The sequence below is a fragment of the Novosphingobium aquiterrae genome (assembly GCF_042434435.1).
Taxonomy (GTDB): domain Bacteria; phylum Pseudomonadota; class Alphaproteobacteria; order Sphingomonadales; family Sphingomonadaceae; genus Novosphingobium; species Novosphingobium aquiterrae.
The window spans coordinates 1-19,354 of the sequence record NZ_JBHLTL010000011.1 but is presented as its reverse complement, the minus strand read 5'-3'; the positions used below and the strand labels follow the sequence as shown (position 1 = coordinate 19,354).

At 65.7% G+C, this 19,354-nt stretch carries 21 protein-coding genes, 2 tRNA genes and 2 pseudogenes; 10 read left to right on the top strand and 15 right to left on the bottom strand.

Annotated elements, in window-relative coordinates; translation table 11 throughout:
- Positions 1-11 precede the first annotated feature (11 nt).
- Positions 12-98, bottom strand: a tRNA-Leu gene (locus ACFFF7_RS13545).
- Positions 99-310: 212 nt separating this feature from the next.
- Between ACFFF7_RS13545 and ACFFF7_RS13540 the strand changes: the two genes are divergently transcribed.
- Positions 311-1,267, top strand: coding sequence for a complex I NDUFA9 subunit family protein (locus ACFFF7_RS13540; RefSeq protein WP_379482357.1), 957 nt, complete (start codon positions 311-313; stop codon positions 1,265-1,267).
- Positions 1,268-1,279: 12 nt separating this feature from the next.
- On the opposite strand, the gene ACFFF7_RS13535 is transcribed toward ACFFF7_RS13540, so the two are convergent.
- From ACFFF7_RS13535 to ACFFF7_RS13520, 4 genes are all read right to left on the bottom strand, one after another.
- Entirely contained in the window at positions 1,280-1,951 is a 672-nt protein-coding gene (locus tag ACFFF7_RS13535) for a glutathione S-transferase family protein (RefSeq protein ID WP_379481889.1), read from the bottom strand.
- A gap of 92 nt (positions 1,952-2,043) precedes the next feature.
- Complete coding sequence (locus tag ACFFF7_RS13530; protein WP_379481888.1) at positions 2,044-3,510, bottom strand: Ppx/GppA family phosphatase; 1,467 nt, start codon at positions 3,508-3,510, stop codon at positions 2,044-2,046.
- Positions 3,511-3,559: 49 nt separating this feature from the next.
- Complete coding sequence (locus tag ACFFF7_RS13525) at positions 3,560-4,078, bottom strand: hypothetical protein (protein WP_379481887.1); 519 nt, start codon at positions 4,076-4,078, stop codon at positions 3,560-3,562.
- 107 nt (positions 4,079-4,185) lie between these two features.
- Positions 4,186-4,578, bottom strand: coding sequence for a hypothetical protein (locus tag ACFFF7_RS13520; RefSeq protein WP_379481886.1), 393 nt, complete (start codon positions 4,576-4,578; stop codon positions 4,186-4,188).
- A 125-nt stretch (positions 4,579-4,703) separates the two neighbouring features.
- Between ACFFF7_RS13520 and ACFFF7_RS13515 the strand changes: the two genes are divergently transcribed.
- Both ACFFF7_RS13515 and fdhD read left to right on the top strand, forming a co-directional pair.
- Positions 4,704-5,081: a VOC family protein gene (locus tag ACFFF7_RS13515; protein ID WP_379481885.1), complete on the top strand. Its 378-nt coding sequence runs from the start codon at positions 4,704-4,706 to the stop codon at positions 5,079-5,081.
- A 62-nt stretch (positions 5,082-5,143) separates the two neighbouring features.
- Positions 5,144-5,857, top strand: a complete 714-nt coding sequence (fdhD, locus tag ACFFF7_RS13510) for a formate dehydrogenase accessory sulfurtransferase FdhD (protein ID WP_379481884.1) — start codon at positions 5,144-5,146, stop codon at positions 5,855-5,857.
- On the opposite strand, the gene metW is transcribed toward fdhD, so the two are convergent.
- Positions 5,849-6,439: a methionine biosynthesis protein MetW gene (gene metW / locus ACFFF7_RS13505; RefSeq protein WP_379481883.1), complete on the bottom strand. Its 591-nt coding sequence runs from the start codon at positions 6,437-6,439 to the stop codon at positions 5,849-5,851. The genes fdhD and metW overlap by 9 nt on opposite strands.
- Entirely contained in the window at positions 6,436-7,542 is a 1,107-nt protein-coding gene (gene metX / locus ACFFF7_RS13500) for a homoserine O-acetyltransferase MetX (RefSeq protein ID WP_379481882.1), read from the bottom strand. The genes metW and metX overlap by 4 nt, the downstream gene beginning before the upstream one ends.
- 66 nt (positions 7,543-7,608) lie before the next feature.
- Between metX and ACFFF7_RS13495 the strand changes: the two genes are divergently transcribed.
- The 3 genes from ACFFF7_RS13495 to ACFFF7_RS13485 are packed head-to-tail and all read left to right on the top strand — an operon-like array spanning position 7,609 to position 10,411.
- Complete coding sequence (locus ACFFF7_RS13495) at positions 7,609-8,706, top strand: pyridoxal phosphate-dependent aminotransferase (RefSeq protein WP_379481881.1); 1,098 nt, start codon at positions 7,609-7,611, stop codon at positions 8,704-8,706.
- Positions 8,706-9,617, top strand: a complete 912-nt coding sequence (locus ACFFF7_RS13490; RefSeq protein WP_379482356.1) for a prephenate/arogenate dehydrogenase family protein — start codon at positions 8,706-8,708, stop codon at positions 9,615-9,617. The genes ACFFF7_RS13495 and ACFFF7_RS13490 overlap by 1 nt, the downstream gene beginning before the upstream one ends.
- On the top strand, positions 9,614-10,411 hold the full coding sequence (locus ACFFF7_RS13485; RefSeq protein WP_379481880.1) for a transglutaminase-like domain-containing protein: 798 nt from the start codon (positions 9,614-9,616) through the stop codon (positions 10,409-10,411). The genes ACFFF7_RS13490 and ACFFF7_RS13485 overlap by 4 nt, the downstream gene beginning before the upstream one ends.
- Here the strand turns inward: ACFFF7_RS13485 and ACFFF7_RS13480 are convergent.
- The 5 genes from ACFFF7_RS13480 to ftsE are packed head-to-tail and all read right to left on the bottom strand — an operon-like array spanning position 10,404 to position 14,563.
- Positions 10,404-11,660, bottom strand: coding sequence for an NRAMP family divalent metal transporter (locus tag ACFFF7_RS13480; protein WP_379481879.1), 1,257 nt, complete (start codon positions 11,658-11,660; stop codon positions 10,404-10,406). The genes ACFFF7_RS13485 and ACFFF7_RS13480 overlap by 8 nt on opposite strands.
- A complete protein-coding gene (locus ACFFF7_RS13475) occupies positions 11,657-12,343 on the bottom strand; it encodes a lysophospholipid acyltransferase family protein (protein ID WP_379481878.1) in 687 nt (228 codons plus the stop codon). The genes ACFFF7_RS13480 and ACFFF7_RS13475 overlap by 4 nt, the downstream gene beginning before the upstream one ends.
- 2 nt (positions 12,344-12,345) lie before the next feature.
- Entirely contained in the window at positions 12,346-12,879 is a 534-nt protein-coding gene (locus tag ACFFF7_RS13470) for a YdcF family protein (protein WP_379481877.1), read from the bottom strand.
- Positions 12,880-12,894: 15 nt separating this feature from the next.
- Positions 12,895-13,821 carry a cell division protein FtsX gene (locus tag ACFFF7_RS13465; protein ID WP_379481876.1) on the bottom strand — a complete coding sequence of 309 codons (927 nt, stop codon included), beginning with the start codon at positions 13,819-13,821 and terminating at the stop codon, positions 12,895-12,897.
- Between the two features lie 4 nt (positions 13,822-13,825).
- A complete protein-coding gene (gene ftsE / locus ACFFF7_RS13460) occupies positions 13,826-14,563 on the bottom strand; it encodes a cell division ATP-binding protein FtsE (protein ID WP_379481875.1) in 738 nt (245 codons plus the stop codon).
- A gap of 72 nt (positions 14,564-14,635) precedes the next feature.
- On the opposite strand from ftsE, the pseudogene ACFFF7_RS13455 reads away from it, so the two are divergent.
- The 3 genes and pseudogenes from ACFFF7_RS13455 to ACFFF7_RS13445 form a co-directional block, all read left to right on the top strand.
- Positions 14,636-14,758: pseudogene (locus tag ACFFF7_RS13455) on the top strand (MJ0042-type zinc finger domain-containing protein); the annotation flags it as partial.
- Positions 14,759-14,914: 156 nt separating this feature from the next.
- On the top strand, positions 14,915-15,604 hold the full coding sequence (locus ACFFF7_RS13450; protein ID WP_379482379.1) for a thioredoxin: 690 nt from the start codon (positions 14,915-14,917) through the stop codon (positions 15,602-15,604).
- A 114-nt stretch (positions 15,605-15,718) separates the two neighbouring features.
- Positions 15,719-15,805 (top strand) — tRNA-Leu (locus ACFFF7_RS13445).
- A 200-nt stretch (positions 15,806-16,005) separates the two neighbouring features.
- Here the strand turns inward: ACFFF7_RS13445 and ACFFF7_RS13440 are convergent.
- From ACFFF7_RS13440 to ACFFF7_RS13430, 3 genes are read right to left on the bottom strand one after another with little or no spacing between them, the layout of a single operon-like run.
- The gene (locus tag ACFFF7_RS13440) at positions 16,006-17,646 is read right to left on the bottom strand and encodes a recombinase family protein (protein ID WP_379481874.1); all 1,641 of its coding nucleotides are present in this window, start codon (positions 17,644-17,646) and stop codon (positions 16,006-16,008) included.
- The gene (locus ACFFF7_RS13435) at positions 17,643-18,074 is read right to left on the bottom strand and encodes a DUF2924 domain-containing protein (protein ID WP_379481873.1); all 432 of its coding nucleotides are present in this window, start codon (positions 18,072-18,074) and stop codon (positions 17,643-17,645) included. Before ACFFF7_RS13435 ends, ACFFF7_RS13440 begins: the two co-directional genes overlap by 4 nt.
- The gene (locus ACFFF7_RS13430; protein WP_379481872.1) at positions 18,074-18,406 is read right to left on the bottom strand and encodes a DUF3489 domain-containing protein; all 333 of its coding nucleotides are present in this window, start codon (positions 18,404-18,406) and stop codon (positions 18,074-18,076) included. Before ACFFF7_RS13430 ends, ACFFF7_RS13435 begins: the two co-directional genes overlap by 1 nt.
- A gap of 521 nt (positions 18,407-18,927) precedes the next feature.
- On the opposite strand from ACFFF7_RS13430, the pseudogene ACFFF7_RS13425 reads away from it, so the two are divergent.
- Positions 18,928-19,179 (top strand): annotated as a pseudogene (locus tag ACFFF7_RS13425) (hypothetical protein); the annotation flags it as partial.
- Between the last annotated feature and the right edge of the window lie 175 nt (positions 19,180-19,354).

Here is a 19,354-nt window from a genome sequence, read left to right as displayed (position 1 = left end):
CAGGAGAGAAATGGTGCCCAGAAGAGGACTCGAACCTCCACGCCGTTTCCAGCGCCGCCACCTGAAGACGGTGCGTCTACCAATTCCGCCATCTGGGCACGGTGCAGCAGAACGAGGTGCCTGCTGCGGGGTAGGAGCGCGCCACTAGCGGGGGGGCTTGGGGGTTGTCAACCGATGGTTGCGGGCAGGCACGGCTTTTTTTCAAGCCAGGCAACCGCGCGCAACGTTGGCGGCGTTTGGACACAATGGCCGTTGCGGGTTGGCCGGATTCTATGCCAAGGCCCGCGGCCTGAGATTTGCTTGAGGCATGATGACAATGGCGCAGGATCTGAGTGGCAAACTTGTAGTTCTGATCGGCGGAGCCGGCTTCCTTGGCCGACACGTGGCGCAGGAGCTGTTGGCCCGCGGGGCGCGGCTGCGCGTTGCGAGCCGGAGTGTCGAACGTGCCTTCGCGATCAAGCCGCTAGGCAACCTGGGCCAGGTTCAGTTGGTGCGGGCCGACCTGACCAAGCCGGACAGTCTGGACCGCGCGGCGGCCGGTGCCGATGCGGTGGTCAACCTGGCGGGCACCTTCGCCGGCGATCTTGATGCGGTGATGGGCAGCGGAGCGGGCCGCCTGGCCGCAGCGGCCCGGGCCGCCGGCGTACAATCCTTTGTCCACGTGTCGGCAATCGGCGCCGATGCCGAAGGCGCGACGGGCTATGCCCGGGCCAAGGCCGCGGGCGAAGCGGCGGTGCTGGCGGCGTTTCCGACGGCGACGATCCTGCGCCCGTCGATCCTGTTCGGGGCCGACGATACCTTTATCAACCGGTTCGCCGGGCTGATTTCCCTGCTGCCCGCCCTGCCCGTTTTTGCGCCCACGGCCAAGCTGCAGCCGCTGTTCGTCGATGACTGCGCCAAGGCGATCGTCGCCGCGCTGGCCGATCCTGCAGCGCATGGCGGCAAGACTTTCGAGCTGGCCGGTCCTGAAGCAGTGACCATGCTGACCCTCAACCAGCGGATCGCCGCGGCGGCGGGTCGATCGACCGTGCTCCTGCCGCTTCCCGATGCGCTGTCCGGCTTTATCGCCAAAGCAACCGGCTGGCTGCCGGGTGCGCCGATCACGTCCGATCAGTGGACGTTGCTCAAGGCCGGAAATGTCGTCTCGGGAACCTTGCCGGGCATCGAGGCGCTGGGCGTGACGCCGCGCCCGATGGGACTGTTCCTGGACCGCTGGCTGGTACGCTTTCGCAAGCACGGCCGCTTTGCGGACCGTGCCGCGGCATAAGCGGCAGCCGCGTCAGGCGTTCACGTCGGCATAGTGGCTGGGCGGCTGGATCACTTCCATCCGTTCGGCCAGCAAGGGCCGAAAGCTTGGGCGGCTTTTAAACACCGCATACCAGTCGCGCGCCTGATCGTGGCCGGTCCAGTCGAGACCGCCAAGATAGTCCGCGACGGAAATCTGCGCCGCTGCGGCAAGATCGGCCAGGCTCATCGTCGCCCCGGCCAGCCACGGCCGGTGATCGATCAGGTGATCGATGTAATAGAGATGCTCGTGCGCCAGCTTCATCGCTTCGCGCAGGGCCCGGCTGTCGGGGGACTGGCGATAGATCAGGCGCTTTTTCATCCGTTCATGCAGCAGGGGTTCGGTCACGTCGGCAAAGAAATTCTCGTCGAACAGCGCCACCAGCCGACGGATTTCCGCCCGGCCCGCTGCGGTGCCATTGATCATCGGGTTCTTGTCCGACGTTTCTTCGAAATATTCGCAGATCGCCCGGCTATCGACCAGGGTGAGTGCCTTGGCCGGGTCGTGGAGCACCGGCGTGCGCCCGGCGGGGTTGAGGGCAAGAAAATCGTCGCGCCCTTCCCACGGGTTTTCGCGCCACAGCTCATAGCCGATGCCCTTCTCGCTAAGGAGCAGGCGGACCTTGCGGCTGAAGGGGCACAGGGGATATTGGTAGAGTTGCCACATGGCCTGCTGTCATGGCCCGCCGCGATTCGCGCGTCCACCCTTGCCATGGCGGCATTAGCGGCATTTCAGGTGGAAAACCGGATTTACTGCGATCACACCGCGATCCGGGCGGCGCGGTCAAGTGCCAGTGCCAGACGGGTCAGGCGCCGTTCGCAGACCGAATCGATCAGCGCCGCATCCGATCGTGGGACGCGCAGGACCAGATCGCCGTCCGGCGCCACGGCAATCGGCACTTCTTCCAGCGCCTGCGACGACCCGCCGCCGATGCGCTGGGCAAGACGAAAAGCCAGCCCCCAGGCTCGGGCGCGATCCAGCTCCTGCGGCGACGCCAGCCGTGCAAGCAAGGCAGGCGGTGCATCGGGATCCCCGCCCAGGCCGACGTGCAAAGCCATCGCCATGATCGCCCGGCCTGCCGCGTCGATGCCGATCCAGTGCCCGTGCAGCGCCATGTCTTCGCCAGCAATTGCCCGGAAATCGGGGTTCGCCGCCCAGCCCGTCGCGGCAATCATGCAGGCAGCGTGGCGCAGGCGGCGCAGGTGGCCCGGCTCGTCGGGAAAGGCGCCGTCGCTCCACGCAAGCAGGGCGTCGGGATAGTCGGCGACCTGCAATTGCCCGCCAACGGTATGGCGGACGTCCTCGATCAGAGGGTCGAGCGCGCGCACCTTTGGTGACAGCCGCTGGAACAGCAGACCTTCGCGCAGGCCATAGGTAGAGACCTCGATCCGGGACGGCTCAAGCTCACGCACCAATGCCACAAGCAGCGCTGCGGCATCGTCCAGTTGCGCGGCGCGGGTCGTGCTGATCCCGGGCAGCGCTGCGAGGTTTGCAGCCCCGGCGATGCGGACTTTCTCCTTGAGCCAGCGTGCATCCTCGGGGGGAAAACTGTAGCTGCCCAGCACCGGCAGCGGCCAATCGCATTCGAGCATGTGGTAACGGGCCAGGGCGCGCCAGCCACCACCAACCACGAAAAGGGCCTGGCCATTGTCCGGCCTCAACCAGGCGAGCGGCTTGACTGCCTTGCGCAGGGCCTTGCGCAGCAGGCCCGGCCCGCCCGCGCGGATTGCGCCAACAGGCATTACGCCAAAAGGCAGCGACACGCGCTCGTGCACGGCCCCACCCGCGATGCGCACCAGTTCAAGACTGCCGCCGCCCATGTCGGCGACGATTCCGCAAGCCGAAGGATTGGCGGCAATCACCCCAAAGCCGGATGCCACCGCCTCATCATCGCCGCTGAGCAGTTCCGCCGGAAGCCCCAGATCCTTCACCGCCGAAAGGAACGCCGGGCCATCCGCTGCGCTCCGCACGGCCGCCGTGGCCACGACCCGCAACGAATCTGGCGCCATCAAGCGCAGCAGGGCGGCAAAGCGCGCCAGGCCTTTAAGCGCCTGGGCAGTTGCAACAGGATCGAGCTTGCCACCAGGCACAACGCCGCGGCCCAGACCCGCAGTGATTTTTTCATTGAACAGCGTAGCAGGGGCACGCGCCGCGCCGCCGAAAACGACCAGACGAATCGAGTTCGATCCGATATCGACAATGGCATGACGCTGGGTGTCTTTCACCCGGCAGGCCTAGCCCGCCGGGTCGGCCGTTGCCAGCGCTGCGGCAAAGTTATTCGGCGGTATCGCGATCATCGTCGGCGCGGTCGGCGGCGTGGTCCATGGTCTTGCGCATCTGTTCGCCCATCCGCTTGCCCGCTTCTTCAAGCTGCGGCAGCATTTCACCCATCGCACCCACCATCGCCCCGGCGGCGCCCATCATTGCCGGCGCCTTGCGCGCCACTTCTTCAGGCATGCGCCGTGCCTCGGGACCGGCAAGGTCGCCCAGCGTGGCGTTATCCGGAATTTCGCGGTGCTGCGGCGCTTCGCCCGTCGATTTGCCAACGCGGTCCATCGCCTTGAGGAAGGGCGCGGCCTTCATGTCGAGCATCGCCGCCATCATCCCGGCCATGGCATCGCCGATTGCCCGCTGCGTTTCAGGATTGCCCAGGCGGCCCTGCATCTCGCTCAGCGCGCGGTCACGTTCGGCGTCGCGGCCGTGTTCCCTTGCCGCCGCGGGCACGGGGGCCAGCATGGCTGCAGCCAGGGCAGTCAGGGAGACCAGCTTAACGGTGACACGCGGCTGCGGCATTTCGGCACACTCCAAGCGCCCGCTGATTCGGGCGAGAGCGGCAATAGCCCAAGATCGCTTGCGCGCGGCTGAATGAGACCGCGCACATGGTGTCGCAACGGGCCGGCTCAGCGCGCCGGGATCGCCAGGTCGAGCAGCGACACGCAGGGTACCCGCAGACTGTCCAGCCGCGCCGGAAGCGCCCCTGGATCCGCGCGCAGCGAGCTCGCCGCGCGGGCAAACAGTGCCTGAACCTGCGGCCGGGTCGCCCCGGTGTCATCCATCAACCGCGCCCCGGTGCGCACGAAAAACTCACGCCCACGGGTGCCCAGCGCGGGCCACTTGGCGGCAACGGGGGTTCCGCGGGCCTGCTCGCTGGCAACGATCGCGAAAGCGGCGCCGCAGCGCACCGCGGTTTCCTGTTCAAGATTGAGCGCCGGCAGGGGCGCGGCGGGTTGGGCCAGGCCACTGGCGGGCAAAGCGGCAAGGGCAAAGAGCGTGAGCGCGGTTCGGCAGATCATGCCCTGCCCTATCGCAGCAAAGCTGAACCGCAGCCAACATTTCTCGGCCGCAACGCCGCAAGACGATTGACGGCGGCGGCACGGCGCGCAATCGTAGCAAATCGCAACGGAAAATGGAGAGGCGGATGTATAGCCACAACATGGTCGGCAGCAACGACATCGAGAAATCGAAGAAGTTCTACGACGCGACCTTTGCCGCGCTGGGCGGCAACCCCGCGATCCAGGACGACAAGGGCCGCCTGATCTATATGCACAACGGCGGAATTTTCCTGGTCACGCCGCCGATCGACGGCCAGCCGGCAACGGCGGGCAATGGCTGCACCATCGGTTTCGCCATGGATTCCCCGGAGCAGGCCGACGCCTGGCATGCGGCGGGCGTGGCCAATGGCGGCACCGCGATCGAAGATCCGCCGGGGGTACGTTCGGGCGGAATGGGCGACCTTTATCTAGCCTATCTGCGCGATCCCGACGGGAACAAGCTCTGCGCGCTCAAGCGGATGTAGGCATCGCTCTGTCGATAGAAATCTGGACTGACGGCACCCGGCGCGCGGCTTCGCGCCGCTGGGTGCCCGAGGCGCCGGTCGCGCTGGAATACAACGGCCTGGCCTATGCCGTGATGATGGCCACACCCACCGATCTGGAGGACTTCGCACGCGGCTTCGCGCTCTGCGAAGGTCTGGCCGAAGATGTCAATGAGATCGGCGCCATTGCCGTGGCTGAAACCGAAAAGGGCTGGATAGTCCGCACCGCGTTGACCGGTCTCGGCATCGAGAAGCTGAGCGAGCGGGTCCGCACCCGAGTTGCCGAATCGAGCTGCGGCCTGTGCGGGATCGAGAACCTCGACGCGGTCAGCCGTCCGCTGCCCGCCGTCGCGGTGCACGCGCAGATCCCGTCTCAGGCAATTTTCCGCGCCCGGTCAGAATTACGCGAACATCAACCGCTGGGCCGCGCAACCGGTGCCGCCCATGCCGCTGCGCTGGTCAGCGCAGACGGCACGATCATTCTGGCGCGCGAGGATGTGGGTCGACATAATGCCATGGACAAACTGGTCGGCGCGGCGGCTAAGTCTGGCCAGACGCTGGCCGGGGGCTTCGTCCTGTCAACCGCGCGGTGCAGTTACGAGATTGTCGAAAAAGCGGTGCGCGGCGGGGCGACCACGCTGGTCACCGTCTCGTTGCCCACTTCGCTGGCAGTCGAACGCGCGGCGGCCGCCGGTCTAAGCTTGTGGTGCCTGGCCCGCGGCGACAGCGTGACCCTGGTCAACGACGCTTCAGCGTGACAGCAGGAACACCGCGTGTTCGGCGCGCCACGCTGCGGCGGCATCGCCGATCCGGGCATCGCCCGACAGGAACCACGCCCCTTCGACCTTGAGCCCCTTGGCCGCGACCAATTCGCGGAAATCGCGCACCGTGACGTGGTGGATATTCGGCGTCTCGTACCACGCGATCGGCAACAAGCGGGTCACCGGCATGCGCCCATTCCACAGCAGGCTGGCCCGCACTTTCCAGTGCGCGAAGTTGGGAAAGCTGACGAAGGCCTTGCGCCCGACCCGCATCAGTTCGTCCAGCACCTGATCGGGGCGCTTGGTGGTCTGCAGCGTCTGGCTGAGAATTGCATAATCGAACGCCGCGTCGGGATAGGCAGCCAGATCGCTGTCGGCGTCGCCCTGCATAACCGACAGGCCCTTGCCGACGCATTCGGCGACATTGTCGGGATCGAGCTCCATGCCCCGCGCGTCACACTGGCGCTCGCTCTGCAAGGCGGCCATCAGCGCGCCATCGCCGCAGCCGATGTCGAGCACCCGGCTGCCCGGCGCGACATTGGCGGCGATCACCGCCAGGTCGGGGCGCAACGCCCTCATTGCCCCAGGAATCCCGCAATCACCCGGTCGAGCGCGGGGACATCGAGGAGGAAGCTGTCGTGCCCGAACGGGGCCGAAAGTTCGACGAAGCTGACCGGCGCGCCAGCGGCGTTGAGCGCGTGGGCGATGGTCCGGCTTTCTGGCGTGGGATAGAGCCAATCGGTATCGAAACTGACCAGGCAGAACCGCGCGGTGCATCCGGCAAAGGCTGCGGCAAGGCGCCCGCCGTGTTCTTCGGCCAGGTCGAAATAGTCCATCGCCCGGGTGATGTAGAGGTACGAATTGGCGTCGAAGCGGTCGGTAAAGCTGAGCCCCTGGTGGCGCAGATAGCTTTCGACCTGGAAATCGGCATCGAAGCCAAAAGTCTTCGCTGACCGGTCCTGCAGCTTGCGTCCGAACTTTTCGTGCATCCCCTCTTCGGACAGATAGGTAATGTGCGCCGCCATCCGCGCCACGGCCAGGCCGTTGTCCGGCCCCTTGCCGCCGTAATAGTCGCCGCCGCTCCACTTGGGATCGGCCATGATCGCCTGGCGGCCAACCTCGTGAAAGGCGATGTTCTGCGCCGAATGGCGCGCGGTGCTGGCGATGACCAGCACGGCGCGGGTGCGCTGCGGCCAGTTGGCGGCAAAGCTCAGCGCCTGCATCCCGCCCATCGAACCGCCGACCACGGCGTGGAGTTGATCGATCCCCAGCGCGTCGAGCAGCGCCACCTGCGCGCGGACCATGTCGCGGATGGTGATCACCGGAAAGCGCATGGCATAGGGCTGGCCGTCGCTGGCCAGGCTGGCCGGACCGGTCGACCCCATGCAACCGCCCAGCACGTTGGCGCAGATCACGAAGAACCGGTCGGTATCGATGACATTACCCGGCCCGACCGACTTGGCCCACCAGCCAGGCTTGCCGGTCTTGGGATGCGGGCTGACGATATGCTGGTCCATGGTCAGGGCATGGAACACCAGGATGGCATTGGACTTGTCGGGATTGAGCCGGCCGACCGTCTCATAGGCGACCTGCACCCCGTCCAGCTGCTGCCCGCCATCAAGCGGCAGTGCCTGGGCCAGATCCAGCACCTGGCTGGTCAGATTGAGCGCGGCGGACGACATGCTGCGCGATTGGGGGACGACAAGCGGGCTGTCAATTGCCGGCGGGCCTGCTAAGGGCAGCCCGCAATGGCCAGCACGCTCAATCCCAAGCCCTGGATCGACGCGATCCACGCCTATATCCCCGGCAAAAGCGGGGACGATGACGGCCGGCCGCTGGTCAAGCTTTCGGCCAACGAGAACCCGCTCGGCTCCAGCCCGCAGGCGCTGGCAGCGCGCGCGGCGGCGCAGGTGCCCTCGCTTTACCCTGATGGTGACAGCACAGCCTTGCGGGAAGCGATCGGGCAGCTGCACGGGATCGATCCGGCGCGCATAGTCATGGGTACCGGTTCGGGCGAACTGCTGCACACCGCCACCGGGGCCTATGCCGGTCCGGGCGACGAGGTGCTCTATTCGCAGTATGCCTTCTCGCTTTATGAAATCGTCGCGCGGCGTTGCGGCGCCCAGCCGGTCGAAGCGCCGGCGCGTGACTATGCCAACGATGTCGACGCGCTGCTGGCCGCGGTAACGCCGCGCACCCGGGTGGTGCTGCTGGCCAACCCCAACAACCCCACTGGCACCTTCTTGCCCGCCAGCGAGATTGCGCGGCTGCACGCCGGGCTGCCCGGCGATGTCCTGCTGGTGCTCGACCAGGCCTATGCCGAATATGTCGCTCCGGAACAGGACGACGGATCGCTGGCCCTCGCCGCGCATCACGCCAACGTGCTGGTCACCCGAACCTTCTCCAAGGCCTATGGCCTGGCCGGTGAGCGGGTCGGCTGGGGCACGGGATCGGAGGCCGTGGTCGGCGTGCTCAACCGCATCCGCGGTGCCTTCAACGTCAGCAATTCGGCCCAGGCCACCGCGCTCGCCGCACTGACCGACCAGGCCTTTGTCGAACATTCGCGCCTGCACAACGCCGCCGAGCGCGCGCGGTTCGTTGCTGCGATCGAGGCGCTGGGCAATCACGGCCTGCGCGCGGTGCCGAGCGAGGCGAACTTCGCGCTGGTGCTGTTCGAAGGGGCGCTATCCGCCGTCACCGCTTTGAACGGCCTTGCCGCGCGCGGTTATATCGTCCGCCACTTGCCCGGTCAGGGGCTGGGTCACGCGCTGCGCATCACCGTGGGCACGCGTGAGCAGATGGACGCGATCGCGGCGATCCTGCGCGAACTGGCGGAAGCGGCGTGATGGTGTTCGAACGGATCGCGATCATCGGCCTCGGCCTGCTCGGCGGATCGATCGGGCTGGCAGTGGCAGAGCACTTGCCCGGCGCGGTCACTACCGGCTTCGATGCCGATCCCGCCGCCCGGGTCCGCGCCGCGCAGCGCGGCCTGGTCAGCCAGGTCTGCGACAGTGCCGCCGATGCGGTGCGCGATGCCCAGCTGGTGATCCTGTGCGTGCCGGTCGGCGCGATGGGCGCGGCGGCAGAGGCGCTGGCCCCTGCCCTGCCCGCCAGCGCGCTGGTCAGCGATGTCGGCTCGTCGAAGCAATCGGTGGCCACGGCGCTGGCTGCGGCCTTGCCGAACAACGCGGTGATCCCGGCGCACCCGGTGGCGGGGACCGAGCGCTCCGGCCCCGACGCGGGTTTTGCCAGCCTGTTCCAGCAGCGTTGGTGCATCATCACCCCGCCGCAGGACGCCGACCCGGCCAAAGTTGCGGCGCTCTCTGCATTCTGGGAGGCCCTGGGTTCGCGGGTCGAGATCATGGATCCGCGCCATCATGACATGGTGCTGGCGGTGACCAGCCACCTGCCGCACCTGATCGCCTATACCATCGTCGGCACCGCCGACGACTTGGAAGGCGTGACGCAGAGCGAAGTGATCAAGTATTCGGCCGGCGGTTTCCGTGACTTTACCCGGATTGCCGCCAGCGATCCGACGATGTGGCGCGACGTGTTCCTGGCCAACAAGGAAGCCGTGCTCGACATGCTGCAGCGCTTCACCGAGGACCTGACTGCGCTGCAGCGCGCGATCCGCGTCGGCGACGGGGCGCAGCTGTTCGAACACTTCAGCCGCACGCGCGACATCCGCCGCTCGATCATCGAGGAAGGGCAGGACGATGCCCGACCCGACTTCGGGCGCAGCGATCACGGATCATGACCGCAGCCGCGACAGTCACGCTGTCGATCCACAGCCATCTGGTCTACGACTATGCCGAGCCTACCGATATCCTGGTCCAGGTCGAGGCAGCGCATCGCGCCGACCAGGTGCCGCACGCGCCAGAGCTTTGGCTGACCCCGGTAACCCATTTCACCCGCGTGCCCGGTCACGACGAAGTGGGGGAGCGGGTGTGGTTGCGGACCGAAGGGCGCATGGCGCTGGATTACAAGGCCAGAATGGCAATCACTCGGCCGGCGATCGATCTGGCTGCCCTGCCCGGCACCGATCCGCGGCTGCTGCCGGGCGAAGTCATCGACTATCTGATGCCTTCGCGATTCTGTCCGTCCGATCGCTTCGTCGAATTCGTCAGCAGCGAATTTGCCGATCTGTCCGGCGGGGCCTGCGTGGCCGCGCTGCGCGACTGGGTGGCGGGCAGCATGACCTATGTTCCGGGCGTCAGTCACGCGGGAACCTGCGCGACCGACACCTTTGTCCAGCGCCAGGGGGTGTGCCGCGATTATGCCCATCTGCTGATTTCGCTGCTTCGCGCCGCATCGATCCCGGCGCGCTATGCCAGCGTCTATGCCCCCGATGTCACCCCACCGGATTTCCACGCCGTGGCCGAAGTGTTCGTCGACGGCGCCTGGCACCTGGTCGATGCGACGGGCATGGCCAATGCATCCGACATCGCCCTGATCGGCGTCGGCCGCGATGCAGCCGACATTCCGTTCCTGTCCAGTTTCGGCCAGGCGACCTTTGTCGAACAGTTCGTCACGGTCGAGCGGTTCAGCTGAGCAGGAACAGCACGCCCACTGCCGACATCAGCAAGGTTGCCAGCCAGCCGCCGATCTGCAAGCGCCGCGAAATCATCATTCGGCCCATTGCATGCGGATTGCGGGCAACCAGCATGGTGATGACCATCAGAGGCGGGGCAAGCAGCCCGTTGGCTACCGCCGCCCAGTACAGCGCGGTCATCGAATCGATCTTGAGCAGATTGAGCAGGAACCCGCCGAGCGTCGCCACCGCGATCACCCCGTAAAAGGCCTTCGCCTCTTTCGGCTTGTGGTCCAGACCTTCGCTCCAGCCGAAGGTTTCGGCGATGCCATAGGCAGCCGATCCGGCCAGCACCGGCACCGCCAGTAGTCCGATGCCGATGATCCCCAAGGCAAACAAGGCAAAGGTGAACTCCCCGGCAATCGGACGCAGGGCTTCTGCCGCCTGATCGGCAGAGGTAATCTGCGTAATGCCGTGGCGATGCAGCGTCGCGGCGGTGGCGATGATGATCGCCAGGGCGGTGATGTGGGTTACGGCCATGCCGACCAGCGTATCGATCTTGATCCGCTGCAGCCCGGCACGCGACTTGCGCGGCGTAAGGCCGAGTGGCCGACTGTGAAGCCGGTGTTGCTCTTCAACCTCTTGACCCGATTGCCAGAAAAACAGGTATGGGCTGATTGTCGTACCCATGACGGCAACCAGTGCCATAGTCGTGGCCTTGTCGAAAGCGATGCGCGGAACAGCAACCCCGCGCAGGACATCCATGACATCGACCCCGGCCACGAACGGCACTGCAATATAGGCGAGCAGCGACAGGCAGGTCCACTTGAGCACCCGGGCATAGCGGGCATAGCTGACCAGCACCTCAAGCAGCACCGAAACCACGCCGAACAGGAAGGCATAGAGCAGGATCGGACCCGGCAGGAGCAGGTTGAGCACCGCCGCCATCGCGCCAAGATCGGCGCCAAGATTGATCGTATTGGCAACCAGCAGCAGCGTCACTGCGACAAGCAGGACCGCGCGCGGATAGTGGCGGCGGATGTTGCTGGCGATGCCGTGTCCCGTGACCGCGCCGATTTCCGCGCAGATCATCTGGATCGATACCAGGAAGGGGTACGAAAACAGCATGGTCCAGGCCATGCCATAGCCGAATTGGGCGCCGACCTGGCTGTAGGTACCAATGCCGCTGGGATCGTCGTCAGCCGCGCCCGTGACTAGCCCCGGCCCCAGCACGTCGAGCGCGGATCGGCGAGCGGCCTCATCGCTCATGATGGATTGAGCGCGTTGATCGCGGCGTGGACCCGCGCTTCGGCCTCTTCCCGGGGCAGCCCGGGCGGGATCGGCTCCGACAGCTTGTAGGTGATTACGCCGGGCTGCTTGACGAAGCGCTGATACAGCCGACCGGAATCGAGCGCGACCGCGACGACCGGCAGCCCCAGCAGTTTGTAGAGTCCGGCAAAACCCGATTTCAGTTCCGGCCGTTCACCATGCGGCGTGCGCGTGCCTTCAGGAAAAATCGCCAGAGGCCGCCCCTGTGCAATCAGCGCGCGGGCCTCGCCCAGCATGTGACGCAGCGCACGGGCACCCTGGTCGCGCTCGACCGAGACCAGGCCATAGCGCCGCCCGGCCAGCCCCCACAGCGGAATGCGCATCAGTTCGACTTTGGTAAAAACACCCGGGTTGTCGATCAGCTGAGGCAGGTCGATAGCTTCGAAGGCGGCCTCATGCTTCAGCGCGACCAGCACCGGTCCGGGCGGAAAAGCACCCTCGACCCGCACAGTGATGCCCAGAAGATGCTTGCAGCAGATCCGCTGCCACGCCGACCAGCTATGCACTGTGGCGCGGAACAGCCGCGCCGATCCGGTCGGCAGCACGATCAGGCATGCCAGGACAATGAACAGCGTTGCGCCGTAGAATGCCAGATAGAACGCCAGGCTGCGCAATACGCGCATGCTCAGTTTCTGTCCCACAGCGGCGCGGCCAGGCGCGCCAGCCATTTGTGATATTCAAGGAACAGGATCCAGAGATTGGGTTGGGTCGGCACCGCATCCTCAACCACGGTGATGCTGGCCGGCAGCGACCGGCGCAGTTCCAGCGCGGCGCGGCGCATGTGCCAATCGCTGGTTACCAGCCGCAGCGATGCGATCTTGCCGGTGCGGACCCATTCGGCGGTTTCAGTGCCATTCGAACGCGTGTCCACCGCCCGGTAACCCAGGGTTACACAGCACGACAGCAGCGGGGCGCCAATCTTGTATTCGGCAGCGAATTCACCCGGTTTGACCTCGCGCCCGACGCCGGACACAAGCAACCGCCTGGCCCAGCCCTGACGCAGGACCTCAAGCCCGCGGTCGATCCGCCCGGCTCCGCCAGTCAGCACAACGACCCCGTCGGTCCCGGCATTGCCAACCGGGCGCGGCAGGGTCACGGCGAACAGGACAAAGCCAAGCGCCCAGGCAATCAGGGCAATCGAGAGCAAACGGCGAATCATGTCCTGCGGCCCTTATCAGAGCATCCGCTGCAGCGCGCGCAGTACCGTGTATCGTGCCGTAATCATTGCCAGCATCACACCCGCGGCGGGAACGAGGGCCAGCGTAACCCAGTCATACCACTGCAGCGCACCGCCGCCGACCAGCCCAGCACCAAGATCAGAGAACCGGTTGCCGAAAAACAGCACCACGACCAGCCCGACCAGCAGCCCGAGCACGCCGCCGCCCAGCGCATCGAACCCCACCGAGCGCTGAAAGATCCGCGCCACCTGGGTGTCGGTCCCGCCCAGCAAATGCACGATCTCGATCGTGTCGCGATTGGTCCCCAGGGCGCTGCGCACCGCCAACAGCACCGCCGCAGCCAAGGCAAAGCCCAGCAGCACGACCAGGGCCAGGGCCAGCCAGCGCAACGAATCGATCGCACCGAACACCGGCTTCAACCAGGTCGACTGGGCATCGACCCGCGCCGATGGCGCTGACTCGCGCACCAGCCGGCGTAGCGCGCCCAGAGTCTCGCCATCGATCCGATCGCGCAGCCGCACATCGATCAGTGCCGGAATCGGGATTTCCTGGTCGTCACCGGCCCGCGCGCCCAGCCACGGCTCGATCAGCCGTTCGACCTCATCCTGCGAGACAACCTGTGCCGAGAGGACGCCGGGTGTCGCTTGCAACCGCGCGGCGGCGGCATTGGCCTGGCGCGTGCGCGCGACCGGGTTGGCCTCGACCACCTGGACCGTCACACCGCCCGACAGCTCGTCCGAGGCCGAGCGCGCGGTGTTGCTCAGGGCAAGACCGGCGGCGGCGGCAATCACGGTTAGCGCCACCATGATGGCGATGACCCAGGGCATCGGCCCCGACAGCCGCGCCTGCCTGATCAGCTCGGCATCGCCGGTCATGCCGCGATTGAGGCGATCGGTGAGCGCGGCGGGAAGCGGCAAGGCCATGGCCCTACTCCACCCCGCGCTGGAATGCGCCGGGCCGCGGCGGATAGCGCAGCACGCCGGTGGGATCGGATAGCCGCCCCTTGTCCAGTCGCATGATCAGCGAATCCGGCACCTTGCGCAGCAGGTGGACATCGTGGGTGGCGACAACCACCGTCGTGCCCAGCCGGTTGAGCGCTTCGAACAGGCGCAGCAGCTTGACCGCCATGTCCGGATCGACGTTGCCGGTCGGTTCGTCCGCCACCAGCAGTTCGGGCCGGCCGATCACCGCCCGGGCAATCGCCACGCGCTGCTGTTCCCCGCCCGACAGCTGGGCCGGCTGGGCATGCATGCGGTCGGCCAGACCGACCCAGTCAAGCATGTCGGCAACGGGCTTGGTCAGATCCTTTTCGGCCACTCCGGCAATCCGCAGCGGCAGCGCGACATTGTCATAGGCCGACAGGTGCTGGACCAGGCGGAAGTCCTGGAACACCACCCCCAGGCGGCGGCGAAAACCGGGTAGCCGGTCACGCGGCAATGTGATCGCGTCGGTCCCGAACATCCGGATCATCCCGCGCGACGGGCGCTGCGCCAGGTAGAGCAGCTTCAGCAGCGAGGTCTTGCCCGCGCCGCTGGCTCCGGTGAGAAAGTAGAAACTGCCCGGAAACAGCGTGAAAGATACGTCGCTCAGCACCTCGCGATCCGTGCCATAGCGCAGCCCGACGTTGTCGAAGTGGACGATTTCCGCATCGGGGGCATTGCTCATGATCGGCGGGTCAGGTCCACGGCAGGATTGGAACCGGGGCTATAGCGGTCATTCAGTGTGGAAAAAAGGGCAATGCGCCGGTCCTTTCACAGGCTGGGCATTGCTCAAAACCGGCGGGGCGTGTTTAACCCTGCCGCTATGATCATCGCGTGCCCTGCCTGCGCTACGCGCTATGCCGTACCGGACAGCGCCATCGGTGCCGACGGCCGCACCGTACGCTGCGCCAAATGTCGGCACAGCTGGTTCCAGGACGGTCCGGCCCTTGCGCCGCGGAACGAGCCAGTTGCGGCTGCTGCGGCCGTGCCGCCGAGCCCGCCGTCTATGCCGGAACCGGCTCCGTCTCCCGCCCAGGTGACAGAGCCCATAGCCGAAGCGCCGCCCGCTTATTCCGATCCGGCCCCGGTACGCGCCGAACCGCCCGCTGCGGAACCCGAGCCCGATCCGGTTCCCACGCCCTTAGCCGAAGTCGAGACCGAAGACGCCCCGGCAGCGCCGCCGCCGCTCGGCTATGCGGACGAGAACGCCGCCCCGGCCTGGGCGGCGCCCGAAGAACCAGGTGGGTACGAATACGCAGCGTCGTCTTTCGCGCACGAACCACCGTTCCGTCCGCGGCGTAACCCAGCGCGGATGTGGACCATCGCGGCAGGGCTGTTCGCCGCTGTTTCGCTTGGTGCGATCGGCGCCACCGCGTGGTGGGGCCTGCCCGACTGGATGCCTTTCGCCCATCCGCTGTTTGCCGAGGCGCAGCCTGGCTTGAAGCTGGATTTCCCTGCCAAGCAGCAGGATCGTCATCAGCTGCCGGATGGTACCTGGTATTTCCAGGCCAGCGGAACGGTCACCAATATCTCGCAGAAGTCGCGCAGCGTACCGCCAGTCCTTATCGTCCTGCGCGATGCACGGGGCCGCGTCGTCTATTCGGCGGAAGTGCAAAGCCCCAAGCGGGTTTTGGCCCCAGGCGAAAGTGCCTCGATCACCGAGGCACTGGTCCAGGTGCCCAAGGCCGCGGTCAAGGCGGAATTCGGCTGGAAGCCTGGATCCTGAGCTTGCGGGCGGTGCGCCCACGATTCCTTACCTAACCGGCTTGCGGCGCTGCACCCCCTTTGCTAAGGGCGCGCTCCTACCCCCCCGGGACGACCAGCTCGCCCCGATGATTTAGCGGTCGTGGCGGAATTGGTAGACGCGCAACGTTGAGGTCGTTGTGGGCGAAAGCCCGTGGAAGTTCGAGTCTTCTCGACCGCACCAATCAGTCTTTCGAGGGAACCGATTTTCGCCAGTAGGCGCACTGAGCCTGCAAAACGGCGCAGTTCCGCGGGGTTTACCCGCATCCGTTCTCAGGGGTGAAGCGAGAGAGCGCTCGGCGCTACCTCTTTGCCGCCAAAAATATGCCGGATTCTCTGTCGGCGAGAACCCGGCTTCACGTCATTTGGCGGCGGGTGTTCGGCTCAGGCGGGAAGGTCGAACAGGCGCTCCTGGTCTGCCCAGTCGATCGGCATGTCGCAGGACAAGAGCAGGCGACTGGTCAGCCCTTTCGGCTGCGTACCAGCGGCTATCGCCTCAGCAATCCTGGGGCTCAGGAACGAGATGCGAAAAAGACGCATGAGCTGAGTCCGGCATCGCCCTTCCCGCTTGGCCAACTGCGCAAGGCTTAGATCGGGGGAACTGAGGACCAGTTGCTGGACAGTCATGGCATCGGCAACCAGCTTCATCAGACTATTGGATCGGCCATCCTCGCTGGCTTGGCTTTCTATCGTGATCCGCACTTCACGGAAGGGACGCCGCTTGGGAAGCGGAATGGTCCAGTTCCAGTTGCGGTCCTGTTCGATGCCCAGAGCAGCAGGCTTGATCTCGATTGCGATGCCATCATCGCGAACGGAGATGCCACCTATCAGGCTCCGGAAAGCCTGCTCGCACGTGCCAATCTCGCCGAGCTGCAAGGCCAACAGGTGGGCGGTGGCGAACATTGTCCGCAGCGCCCCAGCTTCTTCGATCCCGGCCAGGCGCCGCAAGGCGTGCTCATCGTTGAGCAGCTGTTCAATGTCGCTGACGAGGTGCTGCTCAAGCATGCCTCGCTGGAACCGGATGCCTGGCGGATCGCCGGGCCGGGCGAGGTCCTTGCGGGTCTCGTAGTAGGCATAGCGCTTGAACTTGCTCGAGCCGTAGGTCGGAACCATCGGCCGTCCATGGGGATCGCACAGCAGCCCGCGCAGCATGGCCTGCTGGGGATCGTTGGTGGAGCGTTTCCTTGGCGGTGCCTTCTCGGAGAGCTGCCGCTGCACTTGCTGCCACAGGACCTCACCTACGATCGCCTCGTGCTCGCCTTCGTAGACTTTGCCCTTATGGACGATCTTGCCGCGGTACACCGGGTTCTTGAGCAGGTGGAACAGGCTGCCCCGCGCAAACGGGATGCCGCCGCGGTGTGGGCCGCTGACTCGCTGCTGGACCTTGGTGACCACGCCTTCGGCGCGGAGAACCTCGATTAGTCTGGGGACATTCCAGATCTCAAGATAACGTCGCATGATCGTGCGCACCCGCTCGGCTTCCTCGGGCACTGGTACAAGCTTGCGCTCGATCACCTGGTAGCCGAGCGGCACCGGACCGCCCATCCAGATGCCCTTCTTCTTGGACGCGGCAATCTTGTCGCGGATGCGCTCGCCGGTGACCTCGCGCTCGAACTGGGCGAAGGAGAGCAGCACGTTGAGCGTGAGCCGGCCCATGGAAGTGGTGGTGTTAAACGCCTGGGTCACCGAAACGAAGCTTGCCTGCCTTACGTCGAGCCGTTCGACGATCTTGGCAAAGTCGGCGAGGCTGCGGGTCAACCGGTCGACCTTGTAGACCACGATCACATCGACCAGCCCGGCATCGATTTCAGCCAGCATCGCTCTGAGCCCGGGCCGCTCCATGTTGCCCCCTGAGAACCCGCCATCGTCATATCGCCCCGGAACCAGCACCCAGCCTTCGTGACGCTGGGACAGGATATAGGCTTCGCAGGCCTCGCGCTGCGCATCGAGGCTGTTGAACTCCTGTTCAAGCCCATCTTCGGTCGACTTGCGCGTATAGACCGCGCAGCGCAGCGGCTTTGTCACTTCCTGCGCTCCGTAAGGCCGAAGAACAGCGGGCCATTCCAGTGCGCACCAGTGATCGCCTTGGCCACGGCGGTAAGCGTCTTCCAGTGCTTGCCATCGTACTCGAAGCCATCCGCAAGCACGGTGACCGTATGACCCACCCCGTGCCAGTCACGAACTAACCGGGTGCCGGGAGTGAGCTTGCGGGGCATGGGCTTCTTCTCAGCGCCCTCCCCTGCCCGCGCTGAAATTTTCCGGAGCATCGAGCGCGTGCCCCGACTCAGCCCGCCGAGCCGCTGTTCCTGTAGCTTGTAGCCGACCCCCAGCCGCAGCAGGTCCGGCGACAGGCTCGGAGTGGGCGCGCCGAACCGGCGCGCCCACTCTGCCTTGAGTTCCTCGGGCGGCAGATCAAGCAGCCGCCCGAGGTTCATGTAGGTCCGCCGGGTCATCAGGCGGACTTCAAGCGGTAGACCCGGCCCTGGCCTTGCAGCTTCTCGCTGGTCACCGCATGTCCCTTCTTCTTGAGTCCGGTCAGCGCGGCGCGGGTGGTGTGCGGCAGCCAGCCGGTGGCTGCGACCAGCTGGTCGATGGTCGCGCCTTCGGGGCGCTTGAGCAGGCTCAGCACCTGGTCGGCTTTGCTCTTGCGCTTGGTCGGGGTGGATGTAGCCTCAGCCGCCGCATATCCCCCGCTTGCGGCATCCATCGGTTCGCGGGCCATTTTGCGCGGCCGTTTGGTGTGAGGCTTGGTAGCCAGGGCAATCGCATCGCTCGAATCGGTCATGGGTGGTACTCCGGTTCGAAGCAGCGGCCATTCGCTGCTTCCACCACCCAAGGCCCCGCCGGTCTTGCCGGTCAGGGTTGCGGCCACTCACCAGGGCCGCGATTCAGTGACAGCACCAATGCTTGGCGTGCACAGGAAGTCCAATGGAATGTCGGCTTGTATGTCGGACGATCCGGAACGGCGGCTTTCAAGAGCGCACAGTTGGATAGCAGACGTTCAGGACGGGTGGCTGTCATGGCAGCTTCGCGCCCGAACTACGTCGTAGCCAGCCACATGATGTTTTCCTGAGAGCTGATATCTAATGCCAGGGGAAGGATGCTTCCGCCCGGCCGTCTGTGTTCGGCGGCCCTAAGACGACCACCGCGCTGCTTGACCGCGTCGCCCGTCACCGGGGGATCTCGCCGAGACCGGCAACGATCGCTGGCGCTTCAAAGCGCCGCAGCTGATCGCCACCTTCGGCCACTTCAAAAACCTATCTTGTGCTGGGCGCGCCTCGGGCGGGCTAAAGGCTCGATGACCGCGTCATCGCAACCTACCACTTCTTGTGCCACAATTATCGTCCCAGCGATCGCATTTCGCTGTTCGGATTGAGCGGCGGCGCTTGTATGCGGCTGTCTCCGGCCGCTCGGCGCACCGGTCGCTATTCTTCACGCGCCAAGAGGAGCCCGCGACGGTCCACGCCGCGGTGGCGGGCAATTGATCCAATTTCGATAAATCAATGCTTGCGCCCTTTCGTAAAAGCCTTTCTTCCCTCATCGATCAACGTTAAATAGTCCGAACATATCTCGGGGGGGTCGAATGTCGGACATGAAAAACGTCTTTATCAGCCATGTGCACAAAGACTGTCCCCCGTCAGCACCAATGGCGCAGATTTGAGGTTGTGATTTAAGGAGGATTGGGGCTTCGTCGTAGTGACGAAGGAACGAAGATGAAGCCCCAATCCTCCTT